The organism is Haloarcula salinisoli (genome assembly GCF_019599405.1).
Lineage (GTDB): Archaea > Halobacteriota > Halobacteria > Halobacteriales > Haloarculaceae > Haloarcula > Haloarcula salinisoli.
Window position 1 is genome coordinate 476,640 of the sequence record NZ_RKLQ01000001.1, and the last position, 24,437, is coordinate 501,076.

Here is a 24,437-nt window from a genome sequence, read left to right on the forward strand (position 1 = left end):
TTACTCGATGGCCACCTCCCGGAGCGTGGCTGGCGCGGTCTCGGCGGCGGCCGGTTCGCCGTCGACGGCGCCGTACAGGTCGACCCAGTACGGGATGGTCGTCTGCCACCAGCCACGGTGCCAGTAGGCTGTCGTCTCGAACTCGTCGGTCTCGAATGCATAGCCCTGGCTCGTCCGGCGACACTCGATAACGTCGGCGGCGCGCTCGCGAATCGCCGCGCGGTGAGCGTCGGTCCCGTGGGGCGCGCTCACGAGCACGGGGACATCGAGCGCGTCGGCGAGGTCGGCAAGCAGCGCCAGCGACCCGTCGAACAGCCGCTCGGTCTCCGTCGACGGGCCGTCGGCGGCCTCGTAGAGGGCGGCGAGGTTCGGCGCGACCACCAGCGCCGTCCGCGCGCTCGCCTCGCCCACGAGGTCGCGGACGAGCTGGTGGTGCTGGTGGGCCTGGAACGCCCGCGCGATGCGTATCCCGCGCAGCTCCCGGCGGTTCGCGCCCTCGTCCAGCAGTCCGTACGTCTCGGCCACACCGCCGGCGTCGACCCAGAGGGTCTCGCCCTCGCGTTCGGCACCGCGGACGAGCCGCTGCAAAGCGGCCCGGTCGGGCTGCTCGACGAAGACGAGTCCCGCGTCGAGCGGTGGTGTCGTCGATTGTGTCATACTCGTCAGGTAGCTGTGCCTGATATGTATAGGCGAGCCGTGTCCGCGGAGTGGAAGTGAAAGTAAAGCGTCGCCGTCGGGGCCGGTCCTCGACGGGACGTGCCCGGCGGCAGCCCCGGCATCACAGCTATACAGCGTGACCCACTAGTTGGTATTGTGACAGACTCCGACGACACACCGGCGCTGGGCGAGACGGAGCTGTCGGCGCTACACGAGGCCGAACTCGGTGTCGAGTGGCTGCGACGGGCCCACGGCAGCCTCGTCGAGGTCCACCACGCAACCGGGCACGCGATGGACCACCTCCACGACGCCGAGGCGATGCTGCGCGAGGCCGGCCACACCGACCTGGCCGACCAGTTACGCGAGGAACTGCTCCCCAGCGGTGCCATCGAGGACCGCTGGACCTACGACCTTCTGGAGACGTTCGAGTCCGGCATCCTCGAAGACGTGACCGGGTACGAGCGACAGGTCCGCGAGGAACTGGCCGACGGCGAACGCCATATCACCGAACGGCGCCAGGAGAAAGAGTGGAAGCGACGTGCGAGTGAACCGTCGCCACGCGACCCCTCGGAGCGAACGGGTGATGACAGGGGCCCGTAGCGCGACGACTGAGGGCCGTCCGACGGTCGTTTTTTGTACCGCCGTCGCCCACTGTCGGCCGTGCTGACGAAGGAGCTCCTGCGGGTCTCGCGGGCCGGTGGCGGCTACCACCCGCAGTTCGCCGACGAGGGCCACGAGCGGCTCGCGGCCCGGGTGCTGGGCGTCTACCAGGGTCACGTCGGAGAGTCCCGGTCGACACTCCAGCGAGCGCTGACCGACATAGAGGGGGAGGCCGAGGACTTCAAGCTCGTCCGCGGGTTCGCGAAGCTCGTCGAGCGGGAGGCGACCGTCGAGACGCGTGCGCCGATGCCGCCCGAGCGAGCGCGCAAGCGGGTGTTCGAGGCCGCCGAAGCTGTGGGCGTGGTCACCGAGGGGGAACGGAGTGCGGCACTGTCACGGGCGGCCGACGGACTCGGTCTCGACGCCGACGCGCTGGAATCGTCGCTGTACGCCGACCTCGAGGACCGACAGATTCTGGTCGACGTGGACGCCCGCTGGTCGCCGAGCGAGCTGGTCGGGCAGTACAACCTCTCGCTCGCCCAGACGGCGCTGTTCGACGCCACCGAGGTCCGGGTGCGCTCCTCGGACCCGAAAGCCGTCGTGTCGGCGGTCAAGCGGCTCCGACTGATGTACGAAATCCGCCAGACCCCAGAGGGCCGCGAGGTCGTCGTCACCGGTCCCGACGCCATCTTCTCGAACACGCGCCGGTACGGGACGCGCTTCGCCCGCCTCTTGCGCACCGTCGCCGAGACGAGCGAGTGGACGCTGTCGGCGACCATCGACGACCGCGGGACCGAGCGGGAACTGCGCCTCACCGAGGCGGACGTCGCCGTGCCGGGCGTCGAGCCCGTCACCGACGTGACCTACGACAGCGGCGTCGAGGCCGACTTCGCCGCCCGCTTCGGGTCGCTGGGACTGGACTGGGCGCTGATTCGCGAGCCCGAGCCCCTGGAGGCGGGCGAACACGTCGTCATCCCCGACTTCGCCTTCGACTGGCGACCGGGCGGCGACGGCGAGGTCCGCGACACCGCGAGCGGCGACACCGACCTGCGAATCTTCTTCGAGGTGATGGGCTTCTGGACGCCCGAGTACGTCCAGAAGAAGCTCGACCGGCTGGCCGACGTCGACGACGTGACGATGCTCGTCGCCGTCGACGAGTCCCTGGGCGTCGGCGAGCAGATCGAGGCCCGTGACCACCGCGCCATCCCCTACTCGGGCACGATTCGCGTCAAGGATATCCGGGACGCGTTACGACCCTACGAGGACGACCTCGTCGCCGAGAGCGCCGCCGACCTGCCCGAGAAACTCCGCCCCGACGCCGACGTGGTGTCCCTCGCGGCCCTCGCCAGCGACTACGGCGTCAGCGAGGACGCCATCGAGGACAAGGCCGTCCCCGACCACGAGCGGGTCGGGCGGACGCTGATTCGGCCGTCGGTGCTCGATGACCTGGGCGAGCGCATCGAGCCGGATATGTCGCTGTCGGCCGTCGAGGATATCTTAGAGGCGTACGGTATCGACGACGACGGCGCCGTCCTCTCGCGGCTGGGCTACCGCATCGAGTGGGACGGGCTCAGCGGCGGCACGGTTCGGGAGCGGTCGGCGTAGGGCCGTCCGGGCCAGTGGATAAGCCGCCCCTATCCGCACTCGGGGGCGATAGCCTCTCTATAGTTAGGCCGCTGTTGGCCCCTGACTCAGTCGCTATGACCGCAGTCAAAATCGTCAAGATTCTCGGCGTATCGACCGAATCCTGGGAGGCCGCGGCCCAGGAGGCCGTCGCGGAGGCCACCGAGACCATCGACGACATCCACGGCGTCGAGGTCGAGAGCTGGACAGCGGAGGTCGAGGGCGGCCAGATAACGGAGTACAAGGCCACAGTCGAGGTCGCCTTCCTCATCCACCGGGGGCGGTAGGGACTACTTCTCCAGCCCGACGCGGGTCATCTCGCCCCACGACTTGTCGCCGCGGACGAACTGAAGCAGGGCCTTCCACGCGATGAGGGCCTTCCACTGCCGGTAGAGGACGTTCTCCGCGACCCCGTAGCCCAGAATCGCGACGATGTCGCGTGGGCGGGTGTACCGACGGAAACTGACCACTTCAGTGAAGACGCTGAGCCAGGACATCAGGGTTCCCAGCCCGAGCGCGACCGCCACGAACAGGACGAAGAAGGGGACGTCGAGCACGCCGAGCAGGAACGCGACCGGTATGAGCACGTATCCGACCCCCTCGATGAGTGGGCCCAGCGCCTCGACGAGGACGAAAAACGGCAGGGCGACGAGCCCGACGGCGCCGTACCGTCGGCGGCCGACCATCCCGCGGTGGGTCAACAGCGACTCCAGCAGCCCGCGGTACCACCGACTGCGCTGGCGGGCCAGCACGGCCCGTGACTCGGGGGCCTCCGTCCAGACGACGGCGTCCGGGACGAACTCGACGCTGTAGGCACGGTCCCGTTCGGCGAAGTGGTGATGGAGCGCCAGGATGAGCTCCATGTCCTCGGTGATGCTGTCGGTCGAGTAGCCACCGATCTCTCGGACGGCACTGGTTCGAAACACCCCGAACGCCCCGGAGATGATGAGCAGGCTGTTGAGCACACTCAGGCCGATTCGGCCGGAGAGAAAGGCTCGCAGATACTCCATCGTCTGGAGGTTGACGAGCCGCGAGTCCGCCAGACCGACCCGCTGGACGACGCCGTCCCGGATGGAACAGCCGTTGGCGACCCTGACGGTCCCGCCCGTCGCCAGCATCCGCTCGGGGTCCCGGAGGAACGGCCGGACGACCTCGAGCAGCGCCGACCGCTCGATGATGGTGTCGGCGTCGACCGCACAGAACAGCGGCTGGTCGGTGAAAAAGAGGCCGGCGTTGAGCGCGTCGGCCTTCCCGCCGTTTTCCTTGTCCAGCACCACCAGGTTCGCGTCGCTCGCGCGATAGACGTCGGTAATCGGCTCGCAGGGCGGGTCGAGCGGATACGCCGCGTCGGCGCGTTCGAGGTCGAACTCCGCCTTGACCCGTTCCAGGGTCCCGTCGGTCGAGCCGTCGTTGACGACGACCACCTCGAAGTCCGGATACTCGACGCTCAACAGCGACCGGATACTGGAGACGATGACCGGCGCCTCGTTGTACGCCGGGAGGACGACGGCGATACCGGGGACAAAGGGGCTCTCGTGGAGATTGTACGGCGCGTCGACGCTCCGCTCGCGGCTGTCCCGCCGCGCACCGACGAGGGCGGCACCGTGAATCAGCAGGTAGCTGCCGTTGATGAGGACGAAGTAGCCGACGAAGAACCACACACTCGACTCGACGAGCGTGGCGAGGTTCATGCGCCGGTCCTCCGGGTCATGCCCCTTCTCGTGACGTCTGTGCCGGCCGCAGTCGTCACGCCCACGCCGCACCGACCCCCCAGAGACGCCCTCGCTGGCCGGTGATGGCGGCGTCAGCGCGGACCCAGTCGACGACTGGGCCGGTCCGCTCCGTCGGCTCGGGGAGTCCCGCCGACGGATGGAGCCACAGCGCCCGGACGGCGTCGAGCAACTGGCTGTCGAAGGCCCCGCCGAGAGCGGTCCGCAACTGGGCCGCTGACTGCTCGTCACCCCACGACGCGAGCAGCATGTAGGTGTTCGTACGCACCGACGGGTCGGCGTCGGCGACCAGCGCCTCGATATCGAGCCGGTCGCGGGTCGACGCCCGCCAGCCGTGGCGTTCGATGACACCGATGGTCGTCGCCCGGACTCGGGGCGACTCGTGGGTCAACAGGTCCGGGAGCCAGTCCAGCCGTCCGCTCGGGGCGTCGATACTCGCGTACCGCAGGACGAGCAGGGTCTGGACGAGGATCGGGGTGTCCCACGCGTCGAGCGCGGCCGGGAACTGGTCGAGCAGCGGCGTCTCGGCCCCGTCGTTGAGCCGATAGAGCGTATCGAGCCCGAACGCTGAGAGTGGCTGGTCGGTGTCCTCGAAGAGCAGCTCGGTGCCGATACGGCTCGCTTCCGGGGCCTCGCTCTCGTAGAGGACACGTGCGGCCCCTGCCCGCACTCTCGGTGTGTCGGTACAGTACTCGCGGAGTCGGTCGACCGGGACCGGCGCGTCGAGGAGTGCGAGCCACGTCAGCGCGCGAATTCGCTTCCGGCCGACCGCGAGATTCCGCTTCGCTTCGGCCTGGATGCCCAGCGTGCGAGCGAGCTCACAGAGCCGGGCGTGTTCGCTGCCGCGGAGCTGGCGCAGATACCGTTCGAGGACGGGTCTGACCTGTCGTCGCTCGGCCGGAGAGAGGGTCCCGACCCACTCGTCCCACTGCGGGTCGGGCTCGAACAGCCGTTCCAGCAGCCGGTCTTTCAGCCGCGCTCTGGTGGCCGCTCGTCGGCCGTCCCGTCGGTGGTACCAGCCGGCTGTCGCGACCGTCACCACGCCGACACCGAGGGTGAGGACACCGATGACGACCGCAGCCGCGAGCAGTACGTCAGCCGAGAGCAGCGCCGTCATCGGAGGCGACTGGTGACCCGTGCGACGAGTTCGTTCGGGCTGAACGGCTTCGTCATATAGTCGGTCGCGCCGCGGTCGAATCCCTCGACGACGTGTTCCTCCTGGCCGCGCGAGGTGAGCATGATAACCGGCACCGCGGCCAGTCGCTCGTCGTTCCGGATGCGCTCCAGTACCTGCAGTCCCGTCAGTCCGGGCATCATCACGTCGAGGACCACCAGGTCAGGCGGTTCGGCCGATTCGAGATACTCCCAGCACTCCCGCCCGTTCTCGAAGGCCGTCACGTTCCGGTCCCCGCTGTCGAGCTTGAACGTGACGAGTTCGCGTATCGTTTCGTCGTCGTCGGCTGTGACAATCTCTTTGGTCATCTCCTGTCAGCTCCCGTCTCGTCGACTATCCGCTCGCTCACTGGTCCGCCCCGTCCACTCGGAACTCGAAGCGTGCACCGCCGCCGTCGGCCTCGGTGATATCGAACGCCCAGCCGTGTGCGCTGGCGATGTCTGTCACGCTCATCAGCCCGATACCGGTCCCCTTCTCGGAGGTCGTCTGCCCGTGCAGGAGTACCTCCTGTCGTTTCTCCGCCGGGAAACTGGGGCCGTCGTTTTCGACGTAGAACCCGTCCCCATCGCGCAGCCGACCGACCGTGACCGTCACGTCCTCGCCGACGTGCTCGCGCGCATTACGGAACAGATTGCCGAGCAACTGGAGCAGGCGTGTCTCGTCGGCCTCGATACGGCCGAGGTCGTCGGCAACGGCCAGGGTCGCCGCCGGGTCGTCGAGATACGACCACGCCTCGTCGACGAGCTGCTCGAGGGATACGTCGCTCTCGTCCGTGGCCGTCCGCTCGCCGCGAGCGATGTCGAGTAGTCCGCCGATGAGTGCGTCCATTCGGTCGAGCGACCCCTCGACGCGGTCGAAGTGCGCTTCGGCGTGGGTTTCGCGAGCGATTTCGAGAAAACCGACCGCTCCCGCGAGCGGGTTCCGGAGGTCGTGGGCGACGACGCGGGCGAACTCCTCTAGCTGTTCGTTCTGCCGCCGGATAGTCTCACCGCGCTCGACGAGCGATTCGCGGCGCTTGACCGACACCATCGCCGCCTCCATCAGCCCGCCAAGCAGCCGCAGGCTCTCGACGTCGACGTCGCCGAATCCGCGTAGCTCGGTCGCTCCGCTGATGAGCACCCCGTGGTCACCGAGTGGCACGTGGACCTCCGACTCCAGCGCAGTCTCCCGGTTGTAGCTGTCCGGCTCGGCCGTCAAGTCTTCGTACACTCGAAGTTCGTCGGCGTCGAACGCGCGCCAGACGAGTCCGTCCCCGGGTGTGAACGTCGGCGTCTCGCCGACCACTGCCAGACAGGCGTCCGTCTCCGCCAGCGGCCGCAACGCGCCGGCCGTCGGGTCGTGCTTCCAGCAGGCGGTCACCGGGAGGTCGAGCAGGTCGGCGCTCGCGTCGACGCCTATCTGTGCCACCTCGCCGGTCGATTCGGCCCGCAACAGTTCGCCCGCCACGTCGTTGAGGCCACGGAGCCGCTCCTCGAACTGCTGGCGCTCTATGGTGTGGCCGGCCCACTGGCCGAGGAGTTTGACGAACTGCTGTTCGTTCGGACTGAACGACGTCTCGCGGGCGTCGTCGGCCGCGAAACAGAAGGTCCCGTGGAGGTCGCCGTCGACCAGCACCTTCGTCCCGATGTAACAGCTCAGCCCGAACGTCTGGTAGGCCACGTCGTCGGGCCCGACTTCGGCGGCGACGTCTGCCAGTCCGACGAGCCCGTCGCTCTCGACGGTCCGCCGGCAGTACGACTGCTCCAGGTCGACCGTGGCGCCCGGTGTGAGTATCTCACTGTCGCCGACCACGTCGACCAGTTCCTGTGTCTGCCCGTCGATACTGGTCAGGAATCCGTAGGGGAGGTCGAGATAGTCACAGCCGATTTCCAGCACTTCCCTGAGGCGTTCCGCTTCGGTGACCTCGCTGCTCGCGCTGACCTCGTAGAGCTGCTGTAACGCCTCTCTGTCCCGCTCGAGTGCTGCCACTGCCCGCTCGCGCTCGGTCACGTCCCGGACGATACCGACGATTTCCACGATGGTATCGTCACAGCGGTTGGCCGACAGCCGGACGTTCAGGACACTGCTATCGGGGCCAGCGGTTTCGATAGTCAGTTGCTGTTCCCGGTCGGCTCCGTGACACAGCGACCCGATTGCCTCTTTGAGCCGCTCGAACTCGCTGTCGTCGAACAGCCCTGACTCACCCAGCGTCTCCAGGGACGCCCCGATGAGGGACGCTCGGGTCTGGCCGGTAAAGTCCGCAATGGGTTGGTTGACGAACGTCATCTCCCCGTCGGTGTCGAAGACGATGACGCCGTCACCGACGGTTTCGACGATGGACCTGTACCGCTCTGCGTCCGGGTCCGCGCTGTTCGGGTCTGCCGTCATCGACCCGTCCGGCGGTTCCACCTGCGTTCAGTGTCGGCTTCGATACGGAGGGCACGCCGTTGCATATCTACCTATGTCACCTAGAACGGTATGTAAGTAATGCACAAGCATATGATATGTGACCGTTCGGCTCGTCGGGTGGCCGGGAGACGAACGACGGTGTCCTGCCAGCTCTCGTCGCCGGCGGGCTACTCCCCGAGCTCTCGCCGTCGGCCTTTCGGGACCTGCGAGCGGAGTTCGCCGTAGACGTACAGCCCGACCCCGACCGGCTCCTGGCGGCCGGCGAGGTCGTGGGTGACGACGAGGTAGCCCCAGTCGCCGTCCCAGTCGAGTTCCTGGTCGTAGCCAGCGACGAAGGCTTCGGCCTCGCCCTCGGAGAGGTGAATGACACACTCCGAGGCGTGCTCGCCAAAGCGCTGGACGGCTTCCAGCGTCGGTTTCCAGTGTTCCTGGCGCGTCCTGAGGAACGTCATCCCGAGCGCCTCGACGTCGACCGGCGAGGGCGGCTCGCCCCGGTATATCCACAGTTTCCCCTTCCCGCGCTCCCAGAACGTGTAGTCGTCGAAGGTCTCCGGCGGGACGCCAAAGCGCTCGTCCCAGAAGTCCAGCACCTCTTCGCGGGTCGCCCGCTCGGACGCCTCGCGGTCGGCGTCGCTTTCGGGCAATCTGGTGAATTTCGTACTGTCGTTGCTCATTGTGCGACCTCCAGTTTCGCACAGAAAAAGCCGCCCGTGTCGTTGAAATGTGGGTAGATGCGCTTTGCCTTCCGGACGCTAGGGTCGAACTCGTCGTCCTGCCACTCGGTGACGCCCTCGCGGTGGTCGAGTGCGAGGTCGAAATCCACGAGGGCACAGTCCTCTCGTTCGAGGACGTGGTCCAGCACGGCCTCGTTCTCTTCGGGCGCGAACGTACAGGTGGAGTAGACGACGGTCCCGCCCGCTTTCGTGGCCTGGACGGCCCGTTCGAGGATGTCCTTCTGCACCCCGGAGATTCCCCGAACGTGGGACATCGACCACTCCTCGAAGGCGTCGGGGTTCTTGCGGATGGTCCCCTCACAGGAGCAGGGCACGTCGACCAGCGCCCGGTCGTACTCGGCCCCGCCGAAGGGCTTCAGCGAGTGGTTTCTGGCGTCCTCGTGGGTGACCGCAATCGAGGTCGCCCCCAGGCGCTCGGTGTTGGTCCGCAGCGCCGAGATGCGCCCGAGGTTGTTGTCGGTCGCCACCACTTCGCCGCGGTCGTCCATCAGCGCCGCGAGCTGTGTCGCTTTGCTCCCCGGCGCGGCACAGGCGTCCCACACCCGCTCGCCCGGCTGTGGGTCCAGTACGGCCGCCGGCACCGCTGAGACCTCCTCCTGACCGTGAATCCAGCCGTGGAAGTACGGCCAGTTCGCCCCCGGCGAGGTATCCGGGAGCACGAACAGCTCCTCGTGCCAGTCGACTGGCTCGTATGCGATGTCGGCCTCGTCCAGGGCCGCCCGCACCTCCGCGACGCTGGCCTTGATAGTGTTGACCCGAATCGCCGACGGCAACGGCCGCTCGCAGGCCGCCCGGAACGCCTCGAAGTCGTCGACGATTGGTCGGTACCGCTCCGGTGGTTCCATTGAACTGGGGTTTGCGAGGACGGTGTTTGTGCGTTTCGAAGCTAGGTATCGGCGTTTGGGTTTCTGACGGGAACGCTACCGCTCGGAACCGCCAGAAAGCCCCGACCGGTTACACTCCCACGACTCGCTTCGGTCCTCACTCACTGCGTTCGTTGCGGTCCTTGCGTCGTCGGGGTTCGTGTAACCGGTCGCCCCTTTCAGTCCCGCGCGTAGCCGGTTGGTCAACTGCATGGGTGGGACTGAAAGGGGCGGCCTGTTCGACGACGGCGGGCGACGTAAGCACCACAGCGAGTGTAACGAGCGAGGAGCGCAGCGAGGCCCCCGAGTCGAACGGGTCGGGGCTTTCTGGCGGTGAACACTCACGGTACTATCCGCAAACCCAATCACAGTCACGTCTGCTAGCAGCCATGCCTGTCAACTACCCCACCCTACTTCGCTCACCCTGACGGATTCGCTCGTGGAGGGTGGGACTTGTCCGTGAACTCGGACTCGAACCCGTCTGGGTGGGCGGTGAATCCGCCACTCGGCGTCACTGTTCCAGACTTCAGGGCGAGTTGACTGTCGCCCGTCCGCCGAGACGACTGTTGGCCTCGACGAACATACCGCATTCCAATGTTCTTCGCCGCATTGTAATCCGCGTTCGCTTCAGACTCGCATCTCACGCACCGGAAGTCGGTGCGAGTCGGGCGGTTCTCGCCTGCCGTGAATCCACACTCCGCGCACCGCTTCGAGGTGTACGCCGACCCGACTTGCTTCACCGAGATTCCTTCCGCTTCGGCTTTGTACTCCACCTGCTCATACAGCGCTTGGAATGCCCATTTGTGCCCCCACGATGCACCCGTTCGATCGCGGATATGGGTCAGATCCTCGAACGCTATCACGTCGCACTCGTACCGGAGTGCTTCGTCTACGATGGCGTTCGACGCTCGGTGGAGTACGTCACGGACGTATCGCAGCTGGCGTCCACTCGACTGTTCAAGGGTTCTGTGGGCGCTTCGAGTGTCTGTCTGTTGGAGGCCAGCGCGTACCTTCTCGAACTCTCGGAGGTCGTGGGTGAGTTCCCGCCCGCTGAAGAAGCAGGCGGTGCTGGTGACAGCGAGATTTTCGATACCGAGGTCAACCCCGAGGACCGTTCCGTCCTCAGCGGTATCACGTTCTGTATCGGTTTTGAGTCGGCGGAAGCCGATATGCAAGAAGTAGTCGCCGCCGCGGGCGGTAAGCGTGCTTTCTGTGACGCTCCACTTTTTAGAATCGAGGTACTGCTGTTGGTAGCCATCATCGGCGTCGGGCAGAGCAAGTTCACACCGGACGCGACTCTCCGTCGTAGAGAGCGACACCGTATCGTCATCAAACAGTGTCATGGTCCGGGTGTCGTATTTCACTGTGGGCGTGGTGAAGGTTGGCTTGCTGACCTTCTTGCCGTTGGCTCGGCGTTCGATACAGCCGGTAATGGCTTGTGCGGCTTGGTGAGTGGCGAGAATCGCGTGCTGACTCCCGAGGTCGGTTTCGTCGCGCACTGTGTCGTAGGCGAGGGGCTGTACGTCGCTCTTTGCGTTGCACTTGCCCCACGCCATATCGGTGGCGATTTGGCAACCACGCTTCCACTCGGTGATAGTCTGTTCGAGCAGGTCGCGCTGCTCGTCAGTTACCGAGAGGCGTGTGATTGCCGTCCGACGCACATAGTCGTCTGCCACAGCTTCAATGTGCATCTGTGGCCTGTTAAATATCGGTGTTTGTAGCCGATACGAATGTGCTCCTCCCCTCCCTACTCACTCACTTCGCTCGCTCCTTGAGGAAGGGGACTCTGCACTTCCCCTACGTTGAAGCGGCCAGCGGCCCTCTATCAAGTCATGGCACACGTAGAGGTACATCGCGACGATATCGAACTCGACGCGCCGACACTCGTCGAGGGGTTGCCGGGGGTGGGTCTCGTGGGCAAGCTCGCAGCCGACCATCTGGTCGAGGCCTTCGACATGGTCCACTACGGGACAGCGCGCTGTGAGGGACTGCCGGAAATCGCCGTCTACAGCGATGGAGAGCCAGATGTCCGTGGCCCTGTACGACTCTACGCGGACCCCGAGCGGGACCTGCTGGTGCTCCAGAGCGACGCGCCGGTGTCGCCCGAGGCCGCCGAATCGTTCGCGGGCTGTATGGTCGAGTGGTTCCGGAGTGAGGACGTGACGCCGCTGTTCCTCAGCGGGATGCCGGCCGAGCGCAACGACGAGCCGTCGCTGTACGGCATCGCGACGGGCGACGGGGCCGGGTTGCTCGCCGAGGCCGACGTTCCGACCCCCACCGAGTCCGGCGCGATAACGGGGCCGACCGGCGCGCTCGTCCACGAGGCCCAGCGGGTCGGGCTCACCGGCGTCGGGCTCGTGGTCGAGGCCGACCCGCAGTTCCCGGACCCGGAGGCAGCGGGCGCCCTGCTGGAGGCGGGAGTCGGACCGCTCACCGGGGTCGAGGTCGACACCGCGACGCTGGCCGACCAGGCCGAGGAGATACGCCAGGCGAAGGCCCAGCTGGCCCAGCAGATGCAACAGGGCGGCGAGGAGTCCACCAGCGCGCGCCCCCTGGGGTTCCAGTGATGGCCGACGCGGATTCAGTCGTCCGGCTGGGCATCGTCCTCCTGGGAACCGCCGCCGCCGTCGTCGCCGGCGCGCTGGTCTTCGTCGTCTTCCCCACCACCCTCACCGACCTGCTCGGGGTTTTGCTCGTGCTGGTGACGGGTCTGGTCGGCGCGCGCATCGCGACGAACGCCGCGGGGTCGCTGGCGCCGAGCCACAACGTCGCGGAGGTCGCAGTGGAAGGACCGATAACGCGGGACGGTGGCGGTGGCATCGCCAGCGCGCCGACCGGGCCCGGTGCCGACGACATCGTCGAGCAGATAGAGCGGGCCGACGACGACCGCGGCGCCGACGCGCTCCTGTTGAAGCTCAACACGCCGGGCGGCCAGATTGTCCCCAGTGAGGACATCCGGCTGGCCGCCGAGGCGTTCGACGGCCCGACCGTCGCCTACGCCACGGACGTCTGTGCCAGCGGTGGCTACGACATCGCCGCGGGCTGTGAGGAGTTGTGGGCCCGCGAGGGCTCCATCGTCGGCTCTATCGGTGTCATCGGCTCGCGGGTCAACGCCAGCGACCTCGCCGACCGGATGGGCGTCTCCTACGAGCAGCTGACAGCCGGCGAGTACAAGGACGCCGGGACGCCCCTGAAGGAGTTCGACGAGGACGACCGCGAGTATCTCCAGGGACTCATCGACGACTACTACGACCAGTTCGTCGAGACCGTCGCCGAGGGCCGCGGGCTGGACGAGGCGGCGATTCGGGACACCGAGGCCCGCGTGTTCCTCGGCTCGGAGGCCCACGAGATGGGGCTCGTCGACGATATCGGCACCCGCGATGACGTCGAGGACCGACTCGAATCCCGGCTTGGCGAGCCGGTCACCGTCACGGAGTTCGAGCCCCAGCGGGGCCTCCGGTCGAAGATTCGCGGCGGCGCCCAGTCGGTCGCGTTCGCGCTTGGGGCCGGACTCACCAGTGCCTTCGAAGGCGACGTCGACGGGCTCTCGTTCCGGCGGTGAGTCGGGCCTGGGAGCACGGTGAGCTGTCAGGGCTCGCGCTTTTGCCCTTCGGGCAGCGGACTGTGACGGCGTCTCGGATGCCACCGGAATCAGCCGCCTCGCCATTTCTATCATCAATTACTGTGTAGAAATACTGCCACGCCCCCGCGAGGGTTTTTTATTTCGCGCCCCTCTGTGCACCACTGTGACAACGCTGGTGGTGTGTATCGACCGGGACAGCCCTGTGGCAGACAGGTGTCCGGTCGTGGGGCGGGCTGCCGTCGAGTCGACGATAACGGAGACCGGTGTCGTCGACCCCGAGGACAGCCGCATCAACTGCCTACTGGAGGGGTTACGGGTGGCCGAGGACCTCGAAGCGGAGGGGGACGACACCGTCGTCGCGGTCGTCGGCGGCGGCGGCGACGCCGTCGGGAGCGACCGCGAAATTGCCCGCCAGACGGAGTCGCTGGTCAAACAGTACGACCCGGACTCGGCGGTGGTCGTCGTCGACAGCGCCGACGACGAACGGCTGGTGCCCATCATCGAGAGCCGTGTCCGCGTCGACGCCGTCGACCGCGTCGTCGTCCGGCAGGCCCGTGACATCGAGTCTACCTACTACCTGCTCAAGCAGTTCCTCGCCGACGAAGAGCTTCGACGGACGGTGCTGGTCCCCGTCGGTATCGCGCTGCTTGCGCTCCCGCTATTGCTCCAGTTCGTCGCGCCCACCACCGCGCTGGGCGCTATCGCAGCCGCCCTGGGCGTGTTCCTCATCTACAAGGGGCTGGGAATCGACGACTACCTCGCCCGGCTGCCGGGCCAGATACGCGAGGCGCTGTACTCCGGACAGGTCTCGCTCGTGACGTATGTCGTCGCCGGCGGGCTCTCCATCGTCGGCATCTTCGCCGGCGCGCTGGAGATATCGCCCCCTGGGTCGACCGGCCTCTTCATCCTCGCGAACCAGTTCCTCTTCGAGAGCGTCCCCTGGCTGACAGCGGCGGCGCTTGCGGCCTCGCTGGGGCGGCTGCTCGACGAACTCCTCCAGCGGGAGGGGATCCGCAGCGCCTACGTGAACCTCCCCTTCGGCGCGGTCGCGGTCGGGCTGGTGGTGCGGGGCTTTTCGGCGTACTTCCTCGAACGGGCGGGCGTGTTCGGTCCCTTCCGCGTCCCGGCGATGGACTTCGGCGTCGTCGAGGTCAACGGCTTCACGATGGATCTGGGGACTCGGCTCGCGACGTTCATCCTCGCGGGCATCCTCGTCGCCGTCCTCGGCGTCCGCGTCGCGGCCTACGTCAGCGAGAACGACATCGAGGCAGAACTGGTCGAATAGACAGCGATTTACACACGGCCCGGCTACGCGCTCCCATGACTGACGGCGTGTGGGTGTCGCTGTTCTCGGGCGGGAAAGACTCCTCGTGGGCGCTGTATCGCGCACTCGAGAACGACTACCCCGTCGAGCGGCTGGTGACGGTCCACCCCGAGGGCGACTCCTACATGTACCACGTCCCGGCGACGCGTCTGGCCTCGCTGGCCGCCGAGAGCATCGGTATCGAACTCGTCGAGGTCGAGCCCGACGACTTCGGTGCCGACGACGTCCCCGACTCGGGCGAACAGGGTGACGCGGAACTCGAACCGCTGGAGGCCGCCCTCCGCGAGCTAGACGCCGATATCGGCGTCGCCGGCGTCACCGCCGGCGCCGTCGAGAGCGAGTACCAGACCAGCCGTATCGAGGCGATGGCCGAGCGCCTGGAGGCCAACCTCTTCGCCCCGCTCTGGCAGGAAGACCCCCGCGCTCTCGCCGACGCGATGCTTTCGGCCGGCTTCGAGATTCGCATCATCCGCGTGGCCGCCTACGGCCTCGACGAGTCCTGGCTCGGGCGAACGCTCGACGCCGACGCGCTCGACGAACTCGAGGCCCTCAACGACGAGTACGGCGTCCACATCCTCGGCGAGGGCGGCGAGTTCGAGACGCTCGTCACTGATGGCCCACATATGGACCAGCGCATCGAACTGGAGTACTCGACCGAATGGGATGGAACGCGGGGGACTATCGTGGTTGAGGACGCCTGGCTGGAGTGATTGGTACCGGCCACGAGCGAGCGCTGCGAGCGGCCGGCCTTCTGCCGTCGATTTTTGCAGCCCAGGTGTGCGAGTAGAATAACCAGTTTTTACTAGGGCGACGGTGAACCAGGGTGGTCCCGGTGATTCAGATGAGTGACACACAGGCCGATAGCGACAGCGCGCGCACCGACACAGAACTATTCACCGCGGCGCAGGAACTGGTCGAGGGGCTGTGGAGCGGGCAGGTGCTCCACGCCGCAGTCGAGGTCGGGCTGTTCGACCGCCTCGACGAGGAGCCGACCGCGGCGGAGACACTCGCGACCGCGCTCGACCTGGACCCGGACGCGACCTACCGACTGCTCAGGGCGCTGGCTCACTTCGGTGTCCTCACCGAGGACGACAGCCGACGGTTCGCCCTGACGCCGGTGGGACAGTTCTTCCGTGCGGACCACCCTCGGTCGGTCCGGCCCGGACTCATGCTGTTCCACAGCCCGGAGTGGATTCGGGCCATGACACAGCTGCCCGATATCCTCCGCGAGGGCGGTCAGGACGGGTTCGTCCGCGAGCACGGCCGCGGGATATTCGATTACATGGAGGACGCGCCCGAGTTCGCCAGGGCGTTCGACGAGTTCATGACGGCGATGTCCCACCAGCACGCCGAGGCCGTTCTCGGCGTGCTGGAGGGGTACGACGTCTCGCAGTTCGACCGGGTCTGTGACGTCGGCGGCGGCCAGGGGTATCTGTGCTGTCGACTGCTTGCGCAGTACCCCGCCCTGGAAGGCACCGTCTTCGACCGGCCCAGCGTCGTCGCCGAGGAGCCGGACCTGCCCGACGAGTTCGGTGTCGGGGACCGGTGTGACTACGTGGCCGGCGATATGTTCGAGTCGGTCCCCGAAGCCGACGCCTACGTGCTGAAGTGGATTCTCCACGACTGGACTGACGAGGAGTGTGTCGACATCCTCTCGACGGTTCGGGCGGCGGCCCCGTCCGACGCCCGGCTGTTCGTCGTCGAAGCGGTCGTGCCGGGGCCGGCGGAGTCACACTTCTCGAAGCAACTGGATATGACGATGCTCGTCCAGATGGGCGGCCGCGAGCGAACGCGGGCGGAGTACGCGTCGCTGCTCGAGCGTGCGGGCTGGACCATCGCCGACGAGTGGGTTCCACCAGAGGGGCCGATGCGAATCCTCGAAGCGACCACGGACTGAGACCGCTCGGTCCACTTCGGGCAGAGTGGGTGCTACCTACGCCCGTCGCCCGCGCTCTTGCACCCACTCCAGAACCGGCCGGAGTCGCTCGGCAAGCTCCTCGCCGTCGTCGGTCAGTTCGTACTCGACACGGGGCGGTATCTCGTCGTACTGCTCGCGGGTGACCAGACCTTCGGCTTCGAGGTCGTCCAGCCGCGCCGACAGCGTCGACGTACTCGCCTCGGGGATGTGGTCCTCCAGCGTTCCGAACCGCACCGTGCCGTGAACCGCCACGACGCAGACGATATCCATCACGTACTTCCGGCCCAGCAGGTCCAGTACGTCGTCTAGCAGGCAGTAACACCGCGGGTCGTCGGTCGCACAGTCGAATCCCTCCATAGCTTTGGCTTCGTGGACTTACTGCTTTACTTTGGACTTCACAGTATAATAACTTCGGGTAACAAAGCATAGCTGCGATGGCAGACATCAACATCGAACCGAGCGAACTCGGTCTCGAACTGGCACTCGAACAGTTCCGGCTCCCCGACGACGTCGCGGCGGGACTTGGCGACCTCTACGGGACGACCCCACCCGATACCGCGGCGGCCTGGGTCGAGATGCTCCGTGACCGCAAGCACGAGTCCGACGGCGAACCACCCAGCGTCGCGGACCTCTGTACGACCGACGACGGCGCCCACGCGTTCGTCGGTGAGGACCGCTCCCAGTCGTACATCTGCGTGCTCGACCCGCTGGTCGTCCCGTTCCTGACCGACATGCCCGGAACCGTCCGCTCGACGACGCCCGAGCGCGGGACCACGGTGGAGATAACCCTCGGCCCAGCGGGCGTCGAATACTCCCACCCCGACGCCGTCGTCTCCCTGGGCGTGGCCGACGAGGTCGACTGCGCGTCGTGTACGTCCATCGAGGAGACCTACGAGCACACCTGTCCGTACATCCACGTCTTCGAGGACGAGGCCGAATACGAGACCTGGGCCGCTGAGACCGACGCGGCGACGACGAGTGTCCCGGTCGAGACTGGCGTCGCGCTCGCCGGCGGCCTCGCCGAGAATCTGTTCGGCCTGGCCAGCTGAATCGGCCGAGCGCGGCCTCCGGGCCGCGCTGACGGGGACGGGCAGGCAGTCCTGTCGAGCATACCGCTCGCCGCTGGCGAGCGGTTTCACCGGAATCGAACGCAGTGAGATTCCGGCCTTTTTAGCGTAGATTTTTGCCGGGAGTGGGTTGCGGGCCAACGGCCCGCAACCGAACAACGTGGCGGCTTCGCCGCCACGCAGTTCCCGCAGGCCGACGAAGTCGGCCTAGGAAACCCGACCGGGAAAAAGGTACTACTTCACTGCACGCGGGTGTTCTGGCCAAGCAACGAGCCGTGGAGGTCCTTGTCGTGGACGCTCGCCTCCTCGTCGATGACGGAGTCGGAGACGTCGGCGTCAGTGATGGACGCGTCCTGGAACACGACCGTGTTTTCGACGCTGGAGTTCTTGATGGTCGCGCCGGGCAGCACGTGGACGTTGTCGCCGAGCTTGGAGTTCTCGACGGTGGCGTCGTCAGCGATTATCTGGCCGCCTTCGAGGGCGAACTCGACGGCTTCGAGATAGCTGTCGGCCGTCCCGATGTCGTACCAGACGTCGTCGAAGCTAAAGGGTCGCACGGAGCCCTGGTCGACGAGCCACTGGATGAACCAGCCGGGCTCGTCGGGGTTGTTGTCGCCGGCGAGGTACTCGTCGAAGCGGATTGCGTCGGCTGGGAAGGCATAGCAGGCGATGGAGACGAGCGTGCTCTTGGGGTTGTCGGGCTTCTCCTGGAAGTCGACGATCTCGTCGCCCTCGACCTGGATGAGGCCGTAGGACTTTGCCTTCTCCAGGTCGCCGACGTCGTACGCAGCGAGGGTCGGGTCGTCGTAGCTCTTGAAGTGGTCGATGAACTCGCTGATGTCGAAGCCAAAGAGGTTGTCACCGGCGATGACCAGCAGGTCCTCGTCGCCGAGCCCCTCGCGCTCGACGAGCTGTGCCAGCGCGCCGACGACGCCGAACTTCTCGTCCTCGTCGCTGGTGTCCTCGACGGACATACTTATCTTGTCGGTCCCGCGCTCCTCGAAGTGTGTCTCGAACTCGTCGGCGAAGGCGTCGTTCGTGCTTATCAGTATCTCACTGATTCGCTCGTCGCCTTCGAGCTCGTCGACGATGCCGTCGATCACGGTCGACTCGCCGACCGGCAGCAACATCTTGGGTCGGTGTCGGGTGATCGGCCACATTCGGGTTGCGTATCCCCCGGCAAGGACAATTGCCTTCATATGCGGACCCACAAACGGAACTGACAAGTTCTTTTCCCTCTTCGGAGACGGTCAGTGCTACCCTGTATACCAATCGTTCACCAGTAGAACTCCTGAATAAAGACATCATATACTGCTGTTGTCACCAACGTGGTCTAATTTTACGTCCCACGCTTCGACGACACAATCGCATACGGCCGGGGAATCGACCTTCAGTGTTCGACGAACTCGACGAGGACGCCGCCGGTCGAGTTCGGATGGCAGAACGCCACCTCGTGTCCCCACGCGCCGGGGCGGGGTGACTCGTCGATGAGGTCGACGCCGGCCGCGCGCGCGTCGGCGAGCGCACCCTCGATGTCCTCGGTCGCCAGCGCGACGTGGTGCAGCCCCGGTCCGTGTCGGTCGAGATAGCTCGGGATGGCACCCTCGGCGTCGGGCAGCGGCTCGAGGAGTTCGAAGTAGCCGTTACCCAGGTCCAGGAAGACGACGCGCAGTCCGTCGAACGTCTCTTCGTGGGCGACCGGTGCGTCGAAGGCGGTCTCGTACAGGGTCGCGAGTCCATCGGCGTCGTCGGTGGCGACGCCCGCGTGGTCGAACTGCATGGGCGTGCTTCTCGCGGACGGGTAATAGTTCGTGGCCCGGGCTCTGGGACGGTCTTTGGTTCGAGCAATGGGAGTTCGAACTGCCAGAAAGCCCCGGCACGCTAACCTCGGGGGTGGTTCGAGAGAGCTTCGCTCTCTCGTCATCCCGAAAATCAGAGATTTTCGGAGAACTCGCTGTGCTCCTCACTACGTTGTCGTTCGAGAGAGCTTCGCTCTCTCGTGATCACGGAAGGCCTCTGGTCTTCCGAACGACGGTGCTTGCGTCGTCCGCCGTCGGTTAGCGTGCCGCCCGTTTCAGTCCCGCTCATAGCCGGTTGACCGGTCAGCATGGGTGGGACTGAAAGGGGCCGCGCTCTGGACGAACCCCGACGATGCAAGGACCACAATGAACGCAGTGAATGAGGACCGCAGCGAGGCGCGGGAGTTCAGAGCGCGGGGGCTTTCTGGTCGTTAGAATTCCGATTAGCTCAAGTAAACACGATCCTCCGCTCCGGGACTCCCACCTACATCGACGAGCCGGGTTGGTACTCCCCGAAGACGTCCCGGAGCACGTCACACACCTCGCCGGTCGTCGCGTAGACCTTCACCGCGTCGACGATGTAGGGCATGAGATTCTCGTCGCCGCGAGCCGCTTCTCGGAGCTCCTCCAGTGCAGCCGCGACGGCGTCGTCGTCACGCTCTTCGCGGACCTCGGCGACGCTCTCCTGCTGGGCCGCTTCGACGGCCTCGTCGACCTCCTCGATATCCTGTTCGCCTTTCTCCTCGACCTCGAATTCGTTGACACCGACGATGATGCGCTCGCCGGCCTCCTGTTCGCGCTGGCGCTCGAAGGCAACGTCCTGAATCTGGCGCTGGACCCACTGGTTCTCGATGGCCCGGCGCATCCCACCACGCTCGTCTACGTCCTCGATTATCTCGCGGGCCTCCTGTTCCAGTTCGTCGGTCAGGGACTCGACGTAGTAGCTGCCCGCGAGCGGGTCGATGGTGTCGGCCGCGCCCGACTCGTGGGCCAGAATCTGCTGGGTCCGCAGAGCCGTCCGGACGGACTCCTCCGTCGGCAGGCCGATGGCCTCGTCCTTGCCGTTGGTGTGGAGGCTCTGGGTCCCACCCAGGACCGCCGCCAACGCCTGGTAGGCCACCCGGACGACGTTGTTCTCTATCTGCTGGGCGGTCAGCGTCGAGCCGGCGGTCTGGGTGTGGAACTTGAGTTGCTTGGACTTGGGATTCTCGGCGTCGAAGCGCTCGTCCATGAGTTTCGCCCAGAGCCGCCGCGCCGCACGGAACTTCGCGACCTCTTCGAGAATGTTGTTGTACGACGCGAAGAAAAAGGAAAGCTGTGGGGCAAAGTCGTCGACCTCCAGCCCGGCCTCGATGGCGGCCTCGACGTACTCGATACCGTTCCCGAGCGTGAACGCGATCTCCTGGGCGGCGGTCGAGCCGGCCTCGCGGATGTGATAGCCCGAGATGGAGATGGTGTTGAAGTTCGGCGTCTCCGCGGCGCAGAACTCGAAGATGTCGGTGATGAGACGCATCGACGGTTCCGGCGGGTAGATGAAGGTGTTGCGCGCGATGTACTCTTTGAGCACGTCGTTCTGGATGGTGCCCCGCAGTTCCTCGCGGTCGACGCCCTGAACGTCGCCGACGGCGATGTACATCGCCAGCAGGACGGCCGCGGGCGCGTTGATGGTCATCGACGTCGAGACCTCGGAAAGTGGGATGCCCTCGAAGACGGTCTCCATGTCGGCCAGCGAGTCGATAGCCACGCCCGTCTTGCCTACCTCGCCCGCGGCCATCGCGTCGTCGGAGTCGTAGCCCATCTGGGTCGGCAGGTCAAAGGCCATCGAGAGGCCGGTCTGGCCCTCGTCGAGGAGATAGTTGAACCGCTCGTTGGTCTCGGCTGCGGTCCCCATTCCGGCGTACTGGCGCATCGTCCAGAGCCGACCGCGATACCCGGTCGAGTAGACGCCGCGAGTGTAGGGCTCCCGACCGGGGAATCCCAGGTCCTCCTGATAGTTCAGGTCGGCCACGTCCGCGGGCGTGTACAGGCGGTCTACCTCCTGCCCCTCCGTGTCCGTCGTGAACCGTTCCTCCCGTTCGCCGAACCGGTCGACGGTCGGCTGGACGTCCTCTTTCTCCCACTCGGCTTTCGCCTCGCGGATCTCGTCCAGCTCCTCGGGGTCGAACATGGGAAAAACGTCGGCCGGCCCGGGCTTAAGGGTTCGCGCTGTGCCTGTTTTCCCCGAGGATTCATTACGGCGTGACGCCCTATCTCCACCAAATGTCAACAAAGCAATCGGTCCCGATTACGGTCGTCAGCGGGCCCCTCGGAGCGGGCAAGACGACGCTCGTCAACCGGCTGCTGGCGGACCCCGGGGACCGTCGCATCGCCGTCGTCGTCAACGATATGGGAGAGATAAACGTCGACGCGGAACTGCTCGCTGACCAGAGCGAGGACGGTATCGTCGACCTCTCGAACGGCTGTATCTGCTGCCGACTGCAGGACGACCTCGTGACCGAAATCACCCGACTGGCCGAGGAGCGTGCGTTCGACTATCTCGTGGTTGAGGCGTCGGGCATCAGCGAACCGATATCCATCGCCCGCACGCTGACCGTCGGGACCGACGAGACCCGTCTCCCCGAGCGGTTCACGCTCGATACGACCGTCTCCGTCGTGGACGCCTACGGCTTCTGGAAGGCGTTCGACCCCGACGAATCGCTCCCCGACGGCGCGCCCGACCCGCAGCGACCGCTGACGGAGGTACTGGTCGACCAGATAGAGTTCTGTGACGTGTTGGTGCTGAACAAGTGTGACATGGTTCCCGACGCGGAGCTCGACGGCGTCGAGGCGGCCATCCGCGAACTCCAGCCCCGCGCGGCGATACACCGGACGACCTACAGCGAGGTCGACCCCGACAGGGTGCTTGCCACCGGGCGGTTCGACTTCGAGACGGCCCGGCGGCGGCAGGGGTGGAAAGAGACGCTCGTGGGGGCGGAAAGCGACTCGGCCGCTCGTGACGCGCATGGCCACGACCACGGCGGCCTGTCCGCGGCTGACGCCCACGGCGTCGAGTCCGTCGTCTACCGACGCGAGGCGCCGTTCCACCCCGACCGTTTCGACGCGTGGCTCGACGACTGGGACGGCGACATCGTCCGGGCGAAGGGGTTCGTCTGGGTCGCGAGTCGACCCGACACCGTGCTGGGCGTGAGTCAGGCCGGTCCGGCAGTACAGGCCGGGCCAATCGGCGAGTGGGGCGCGGACGAGCCGGAGACGCGGTTCGTCGTCATCGGTCGCGAGCTCGACGGGGAGAAGCTCACCGCCGAGTTAGACGCCTGTCTCGTCGGCGAGGGCGAAGAAATTCCGGCGGCCGACGCGGACCCCTTCCCGAGAGAGACGTAATCACGCGCCGTAGCCGACTTCCTCGCGGAGTTCGTCCCACTCCTCGTGGAAGCCGTAGGTCGACTCCGAGGTGGCACCCATCGCCCGCTGGTAGACATCGTCGTACGAAAGCAGCGCGCTCCACTCGTCGTGGAACCGATAGCTACAGTACTGACACATAGCCGTACGTATCAGCCAGACAACTATAGGGCTGGCGACGAAACCGCGGCAAGAGGCCGCCGGCGGCGGCTCTCTCAGGGTTCGAGGAGTACCTTGGTGACGCCCTCTTCGCGCTCGTCGAATTTCTCGTACATCTCCGGGGCCTCTTCGATGTCCACGCGGTGAGAGACGACCCAACTGGGGTCGGCTCGTCCCTCGATGATGAGGTCACGGAGTTCGCGGTTGTAGGATTTGACGTTGCACTGCCCGGTGCCGAGCTTCTGGCCCTTCTCGAACAGGAGACCGAAGTCGATGCCGAGACGGCCCTGGGCAGCCATCTCGTCGGGCGCACCGGGGTCCTCGGGGACGTACAGTCCTGGGATTCCGAGCTCCCCCGTCGGGCGGACGGTCCGGATGAGGTCGTTGAGGACGACCGCCGGATTCTCGCGGGCGGGGTCGTAGGCGTCGTCGGCCTCTTTCTCGGGGTCGATGGCCTGGTAGCCGACGGCGTCGACGCCTTTGTCGACCGCGCCACCGTGTTCGTCTTTAATCTGCTCGACGGGGTCGCCATCCTCGAAGTTGATGGCCGTCGCGTCACAGTGCTCCTCGGCGAGGTCGAGGCGACTCGGAACGCGGTCGACCGTGTAGATCTCGGCCGCGCCCTTGATTTTTGCGCTGTAGGCGGCCATCAGGCCGACCGGGCCCGCGCCGTAGATGGCGACGGAGTCGCCGGGCTGGAGGTTCGCGAGTTCTGTCCCGTGCCACCCCGTCGGGAAGATGTCCGCGAGCAGGGCGAAGGCGTCCTCGTGCTGGTCGCCCTCGGGCAGCTGTAAGGCGTTGAAGTCCGCGTACGGGATGCGCAGCTTCTCGGCTTGGCCGCCTTTGTACGGCCCCATCGCGACGTAGCCGTAGGCGCCGCCAGCGAAGCCCGGGTTGACGTTGGTACAGAAGCCCGTGTAGCCGTCCTCGCAGTTCTCACAGTGGCCACAGGCGACGTTGAACGGGGCGACCACGCGGTCGCCCTCTTCGAGGGTGGTGACGGCGTCACCGACCTCGGTGACGATACCCATGTTCTCGTGCCCGAAGACGATGCCTGGCTCGGCGGCTGTCCGTCCCTCGTACATGTGCAGGTCGGACCCACAGATACAGGACGTCGTGATGTCGATGAGAACGTCGTTCGGGTGTTCTATCTCCGGTTCTTCTACCTCTTCGACCGCTACTTCGTGTGGCCCCTGATAGACCACGGCATTCATTGACATTTTATTGACACACCGTTCTGACAGTTCTCGCGAGTATATAAAAAGATGATGTACAATGCGCCGAAGCTCGGGCGGTAAGGTAGTCGTTCCTTTGCTAATGCCGGAATATATCACAATAGTTGACAGTATATGTGTGTAAGTGGGAATTCCGGAACTTCTCAGCCGCAACTGAGTGGTGAGCGGCAGGAACGACCCTCGGCGT

At 66.1% G+C, this 24,437-nt stretch carries 24 protein-coding genes; 10 read left to right on the plus strand and 14 right to left on the minus strand.

Annotation, left to right across the window (positions count from 1 at the left end):
- A complete protein-coding gene (locus tag EGD98_RS02460) occupies nucleotides 1–657 on the minus strand; it encodes a hypothetical protein (protein ID WP_220586765.1) in 657 nt (218 codons plus the stop codon).
- 153 nt (nucleotides 658–810) lie between these two features.
- On the opposite strand from EGD98_RS02460, the gene EGD98_RS02465 reads away from it, so the two are divergent.
- The 3 genes from EGD98_RS02465 to EGD98_RS02475 all read left to right on the plus strand — a co-directional run bounded on the left by EGD98_RS02465 (nucleotide 811) and on the right by EGD98_RS02475 (nucleotide 3,167).
- Nucleotides 811–1,257 (plus strand): hypothetical protein, encoded by a 447-nt coding sequence (locus EGD98_RS02465; protein WP_425433347.1) that lies wholly within the window; start codon nucleotides 811–813, stop codon nucleotides 1,255–1,257.
- Between the two features lie 60 nt (nucleotides 1,258–1,317).
- Nucleotides 1,318–2,862 (plus strand): DUF790 family protein, encoded by a 1,545-nt coding sequence (locus EGD98_RS02470; protein ID WP_220586767.1) that lies wholly within the window; start codon nucleotides 1,318–1,320, stop codon nucleotides 2,860–2,862.
- Between the two features lie 95 nt (nucleotides 2,863–2,957).
- Complete coding sequence (locus tag EGD98_RS02475) at nucleotides 2,958–3,167, plus strand: dodecin family protein (RefSeq protein WP_220586768.1); 210 nt, start codon at nucleotides 2,958–2,960, stop codon at nucleotides 3,165–3,167.
- Nucleotides 3,168–3,170: 3 nt separating this feature from the next.
- Here the strand turns inward: EGD98_RS02475 and EGD98_RS02480 are convergent, their stop codons facing one another.
- The 7 genes from EGD98_RS02480 to EGD98_RS02510 form a co-directional block, all read right to left on the minus strand.
- Nucleotides 3,171–4,571, minus strand: a complete 1,401-nt coding sequence (locus EGD98_RS02480; RefSeq protein WP_220586769.1) for a glycosyltransferase family 2 protein — start codon at nucleotides 4,569–4,571, stop codon at nucleotides 3,171–3,173.
- Nucleotides 4,572–4,626: 55 nt separating this feature from the next.
- Nucleotides 4,627–5,727, minus strand: a complete 1,101-nt coding sequence (locus EGD98_RS02485) for a hypothetical protein (protein WP_220586770.1) — start codon at nucleotides 5,725–5,727, stop codon at nucleotides 4,627–4,629.
- Entirely contained in the window at nucleotides 5,724–6,092 is a 369-nt protein-coding gene (locus tag EGD98_RS02490; RefSeq protein ID WP_220586771.1) for a response regulator transcription factor, read from the minus strand. Before EGD98_RS02490 ends, EGD98_RS02485 begins: the two co-directional genes overlap by 4 nt.
- Before the next feature lie 37 nt (nucleotides 6,093–6,129).
- A complete protein-coding gene (locus EGD98_RS02495; protein ID WP_220586772.1) occupies nucleotides 6,130–8,151 on the minus strand; it encodes a GAF domain-containing protein in 2,022 nt (673 codons plus the stop codon).
- A 188-nt stretch (nucleotides 8,152–8,339) separates the two neighbouring features.
- Complete coding sequence (locus EGD98_RS02500) at nucleotides 8,340–8,846, minus strand: DUF7122 family protein (protein WP_220586773.1); 507 nt, start codon at nucleotides 8,844–8,846, stop codon at nucleotides 8,340–8,342.
- The gene (locus EGD98_RS02505) at nucleotides 8,843–9,751 is read right to left on the minus strand and encodes an RsmB/NOP family class I SAM-dependent RNA methyltransferase (protein WP_220586774.1); all 909 of its coding nucleotides are present in this window, start codon (nucleotides 9,749–9,751) and stop codon (nucleotides 8,843–8,845) included. The genes EGD98_RS02500 and EGD98_RS02505 overlap by 4 nt, the downstream gene beginning before the upstream one ends.
- Before the next feature lie 437 nt (nucleotides 9,752–10,188).
- A complete protein-coding gene (locus tag EGD98_RS02510; protein WP_220586775.1) occupies nucleotides 10,189–11,445 on the minus strand; it encodes an RNA-guided endonuclease InsQ/TnpB family protein in 1,257 nt (418 codons plus the stop codon).
- A gap of 156 nt (nucleotides 11,446–11,601) precedes the next feature.
- Here EGD98_RS02510 and EGD98_RS02515 point away from each other — a divergent pair, with 156 nt between their 5' ends.
- From EGD98_RS02515 to EGD98_RS02535, 5 genes are all read left to right on the plus strand, one after another.
- Nucleotides 11,602–12,336: a proteasome assembly chaperone family protein gene (locus EGD98_RS02515; protein WP_220586776.1), complete on the plus strand. Its 735-nt coding sequence runs from the start codon at nucleotides 11,602–11,604 to the stop codon at nucleotides 12,334–12,336.
- A complete protein-coding gene (gene sppA / locus EGD98_RS02520; RefSeq protein ID WP_220586777.1) occupies nucleotides 12,336–13,331 on the plus strand; it encodes a signal peptide peptidase SppA in 996 nt (331 codons plus the stop codon). Before EGD98_RS02515 ends, sppA begins: the two co-directional genes overlap by 1 nt.
- Nucleotides 13,332–13,515: 184 nt before the next feature.
- A complete protein-coding gene (locus EGD98_RS02525) occupies nucleotides 13,516–14,637 on the plus strand; it encodes a DUF373 family protein (protein ID WP_220586778.1) in 1,122 nt (373 codons plus the stop codon).
- A gap of 35 nt (nucleotides 14,638–14,672) precedes the next feature.
- The gene (locus tag EGD98_RS02530; protein ID WP_220586779.1) at nucleotides 14,673–15,386 is read left to right on the plus strand and encodes a diphthine--ammonia ligase; all 714 of its coding nucleotides are present in this window, start codon (nucleotides 14,673–14,675) and stop codon (nucleotides 15,384–15,386) included.
- 131 nt (nucleotides 15,387–15,517) lie between these two features.
- The gene (locus EGD98_RS02535) at nucleotides 15,518–16,573 is read left to right on the plus strand and encodes a methyltransferase (protein WP_220586780.1); all 1,056 of its coding nucleotides are present in this window, start codon (nucleotides 15,518–15,520) and stop codon (nucleotides 16,571–16,573) included.
- Between the two features lie 36 nt (nucleotides 16,574–16,609).
- On the opposite strand, the gene EGD98_RS02540 is transcribed toward EGD98_RS02535, so the two are convergent.
- On the minus strand, nucleotides 16,610–16,951 hold the full coding sequence (locus EGD98_RS02540) for a winged helix-turn-helix transcriptional regulator (RefSeq protein WP_220586781.1): 342 nt from the start codon (nucleotides 16,949–16,951) through the stop codon (nucleotides 16,610–16,612).
- Between the two features lie 77 nt (nucleotides 16,952–17,028).
- Between EGD98_RS02540 and merB the strand changes: the two genes are divergently transcribed.
- The gene (gene merB / locus EGD98_RS02545; protein WP_220586782.1) at nucleotides 17,029–17,643 is read left to right on the plus strand and encodes an organomercurial lyase; all 615 of its coding nucleotides are present in this window, start codon (nucleotides 17,029–17,031) and stop codon (nucleotides 17,641–17,643) included.
- A gap of 257 nt (nucleotides 17,644–17,900) precedes the next feature.
- Here the strand turns inward: merB and EGD98_RS02550 are convergent, their stop codons facing one another.
- The 3 genes from EGD98_RS02550 to EGD98_RS02560 form a co-directional block, all read right to left on the minus strand.
- Nucleotides 17,901–18,860, minus strand: a complete 960-nt coding sequence (locus EGD98_RS02550; protein WP_220586783.1) for a nucleotidyltransferase family protein — start codon at nucleotides 18,858–18,860, stop codon at nucleotides 17,901–17,903.
- A 191-nt stretch (nucleotides 18,861–19,051) separates the two neighbouring features.
- Nucleotides 19,052–19,441: a methylmalonyl-CoA epimerase gene (mce, locus tag EGD98_RS02555; RefSeq protein ID WP_220586784.1), complete on the minus strand. Its 390-nt coding sequence runs from the start codon at nucleotides 19,439–19,441 to the stop codon at nucleotides 19,052–19,054.
- A 503-nt stretch (nucleotides 19,442–19,944) separates the two neighbouring features.
- A complete protein-coding gene (locus EGD98_RS02560) occupies nucleotides 19,945–21,627 on the minus strand; it encodes an acyl-CoA mutase large subunit family protein (protein WP_220586785.1) in 1,683 nt (560 codons plus the stop codon).
- Between the two features lie 92 nt (nucleotides 21,628–21,719).
- Between EGD98_RS02560 and EGD98_RS02565 the strand changes: the two genes are divergently transcribed.
- On the plus strand, nucleotides 21,720–22,838 hold the full coding sequence (locus tag EGD98_RS02565) for a CobW family GTP-binding protein (protein ID WP_220586786.1): 1,119 nt from the start codon (nucleotides 21,720–21,722) through the stop codon (nucleotides 22,836–22,838).
- Here EGD98_RS02565 and EGD98_RS02570 read toward each other — a convergent pair whose 3' ends face one another.
- Together EGD98_RS02570 and EGD98_RS02575 are read right to left on the minus strand one after the other, a co-directional pair.
- On the minus strand, nucleotides 22,839–22,997 hold the full coding sequence (locus tag EGD98_RS02570) for a hypothetical protein (protein WP_220586787.1): 159 nt from the start codon (nucleotides 22,995–22,997) through the stop codon (nucleotides 22,839–22,841).
- A gap of 74 nt (nucleotides 22,998–23,071) precedes the next feature.
- Nucleotides 23,072–24,229 carry a glutathione-independent formaldehyde dehydrogenase gene (locus EGD98_RS02575; protein ID WP_220586788.1) on the minus strand — a complete coding sequence of 386 codons (1,158 nt, stop codon included), beginning with the start codon at nucleotides 24,227–24,229 and terminating at the stop codon, nucleotides 23,072–23,074.
- Nucleotides 24,230–24,437: the final 208 nt, after the last annotated feature.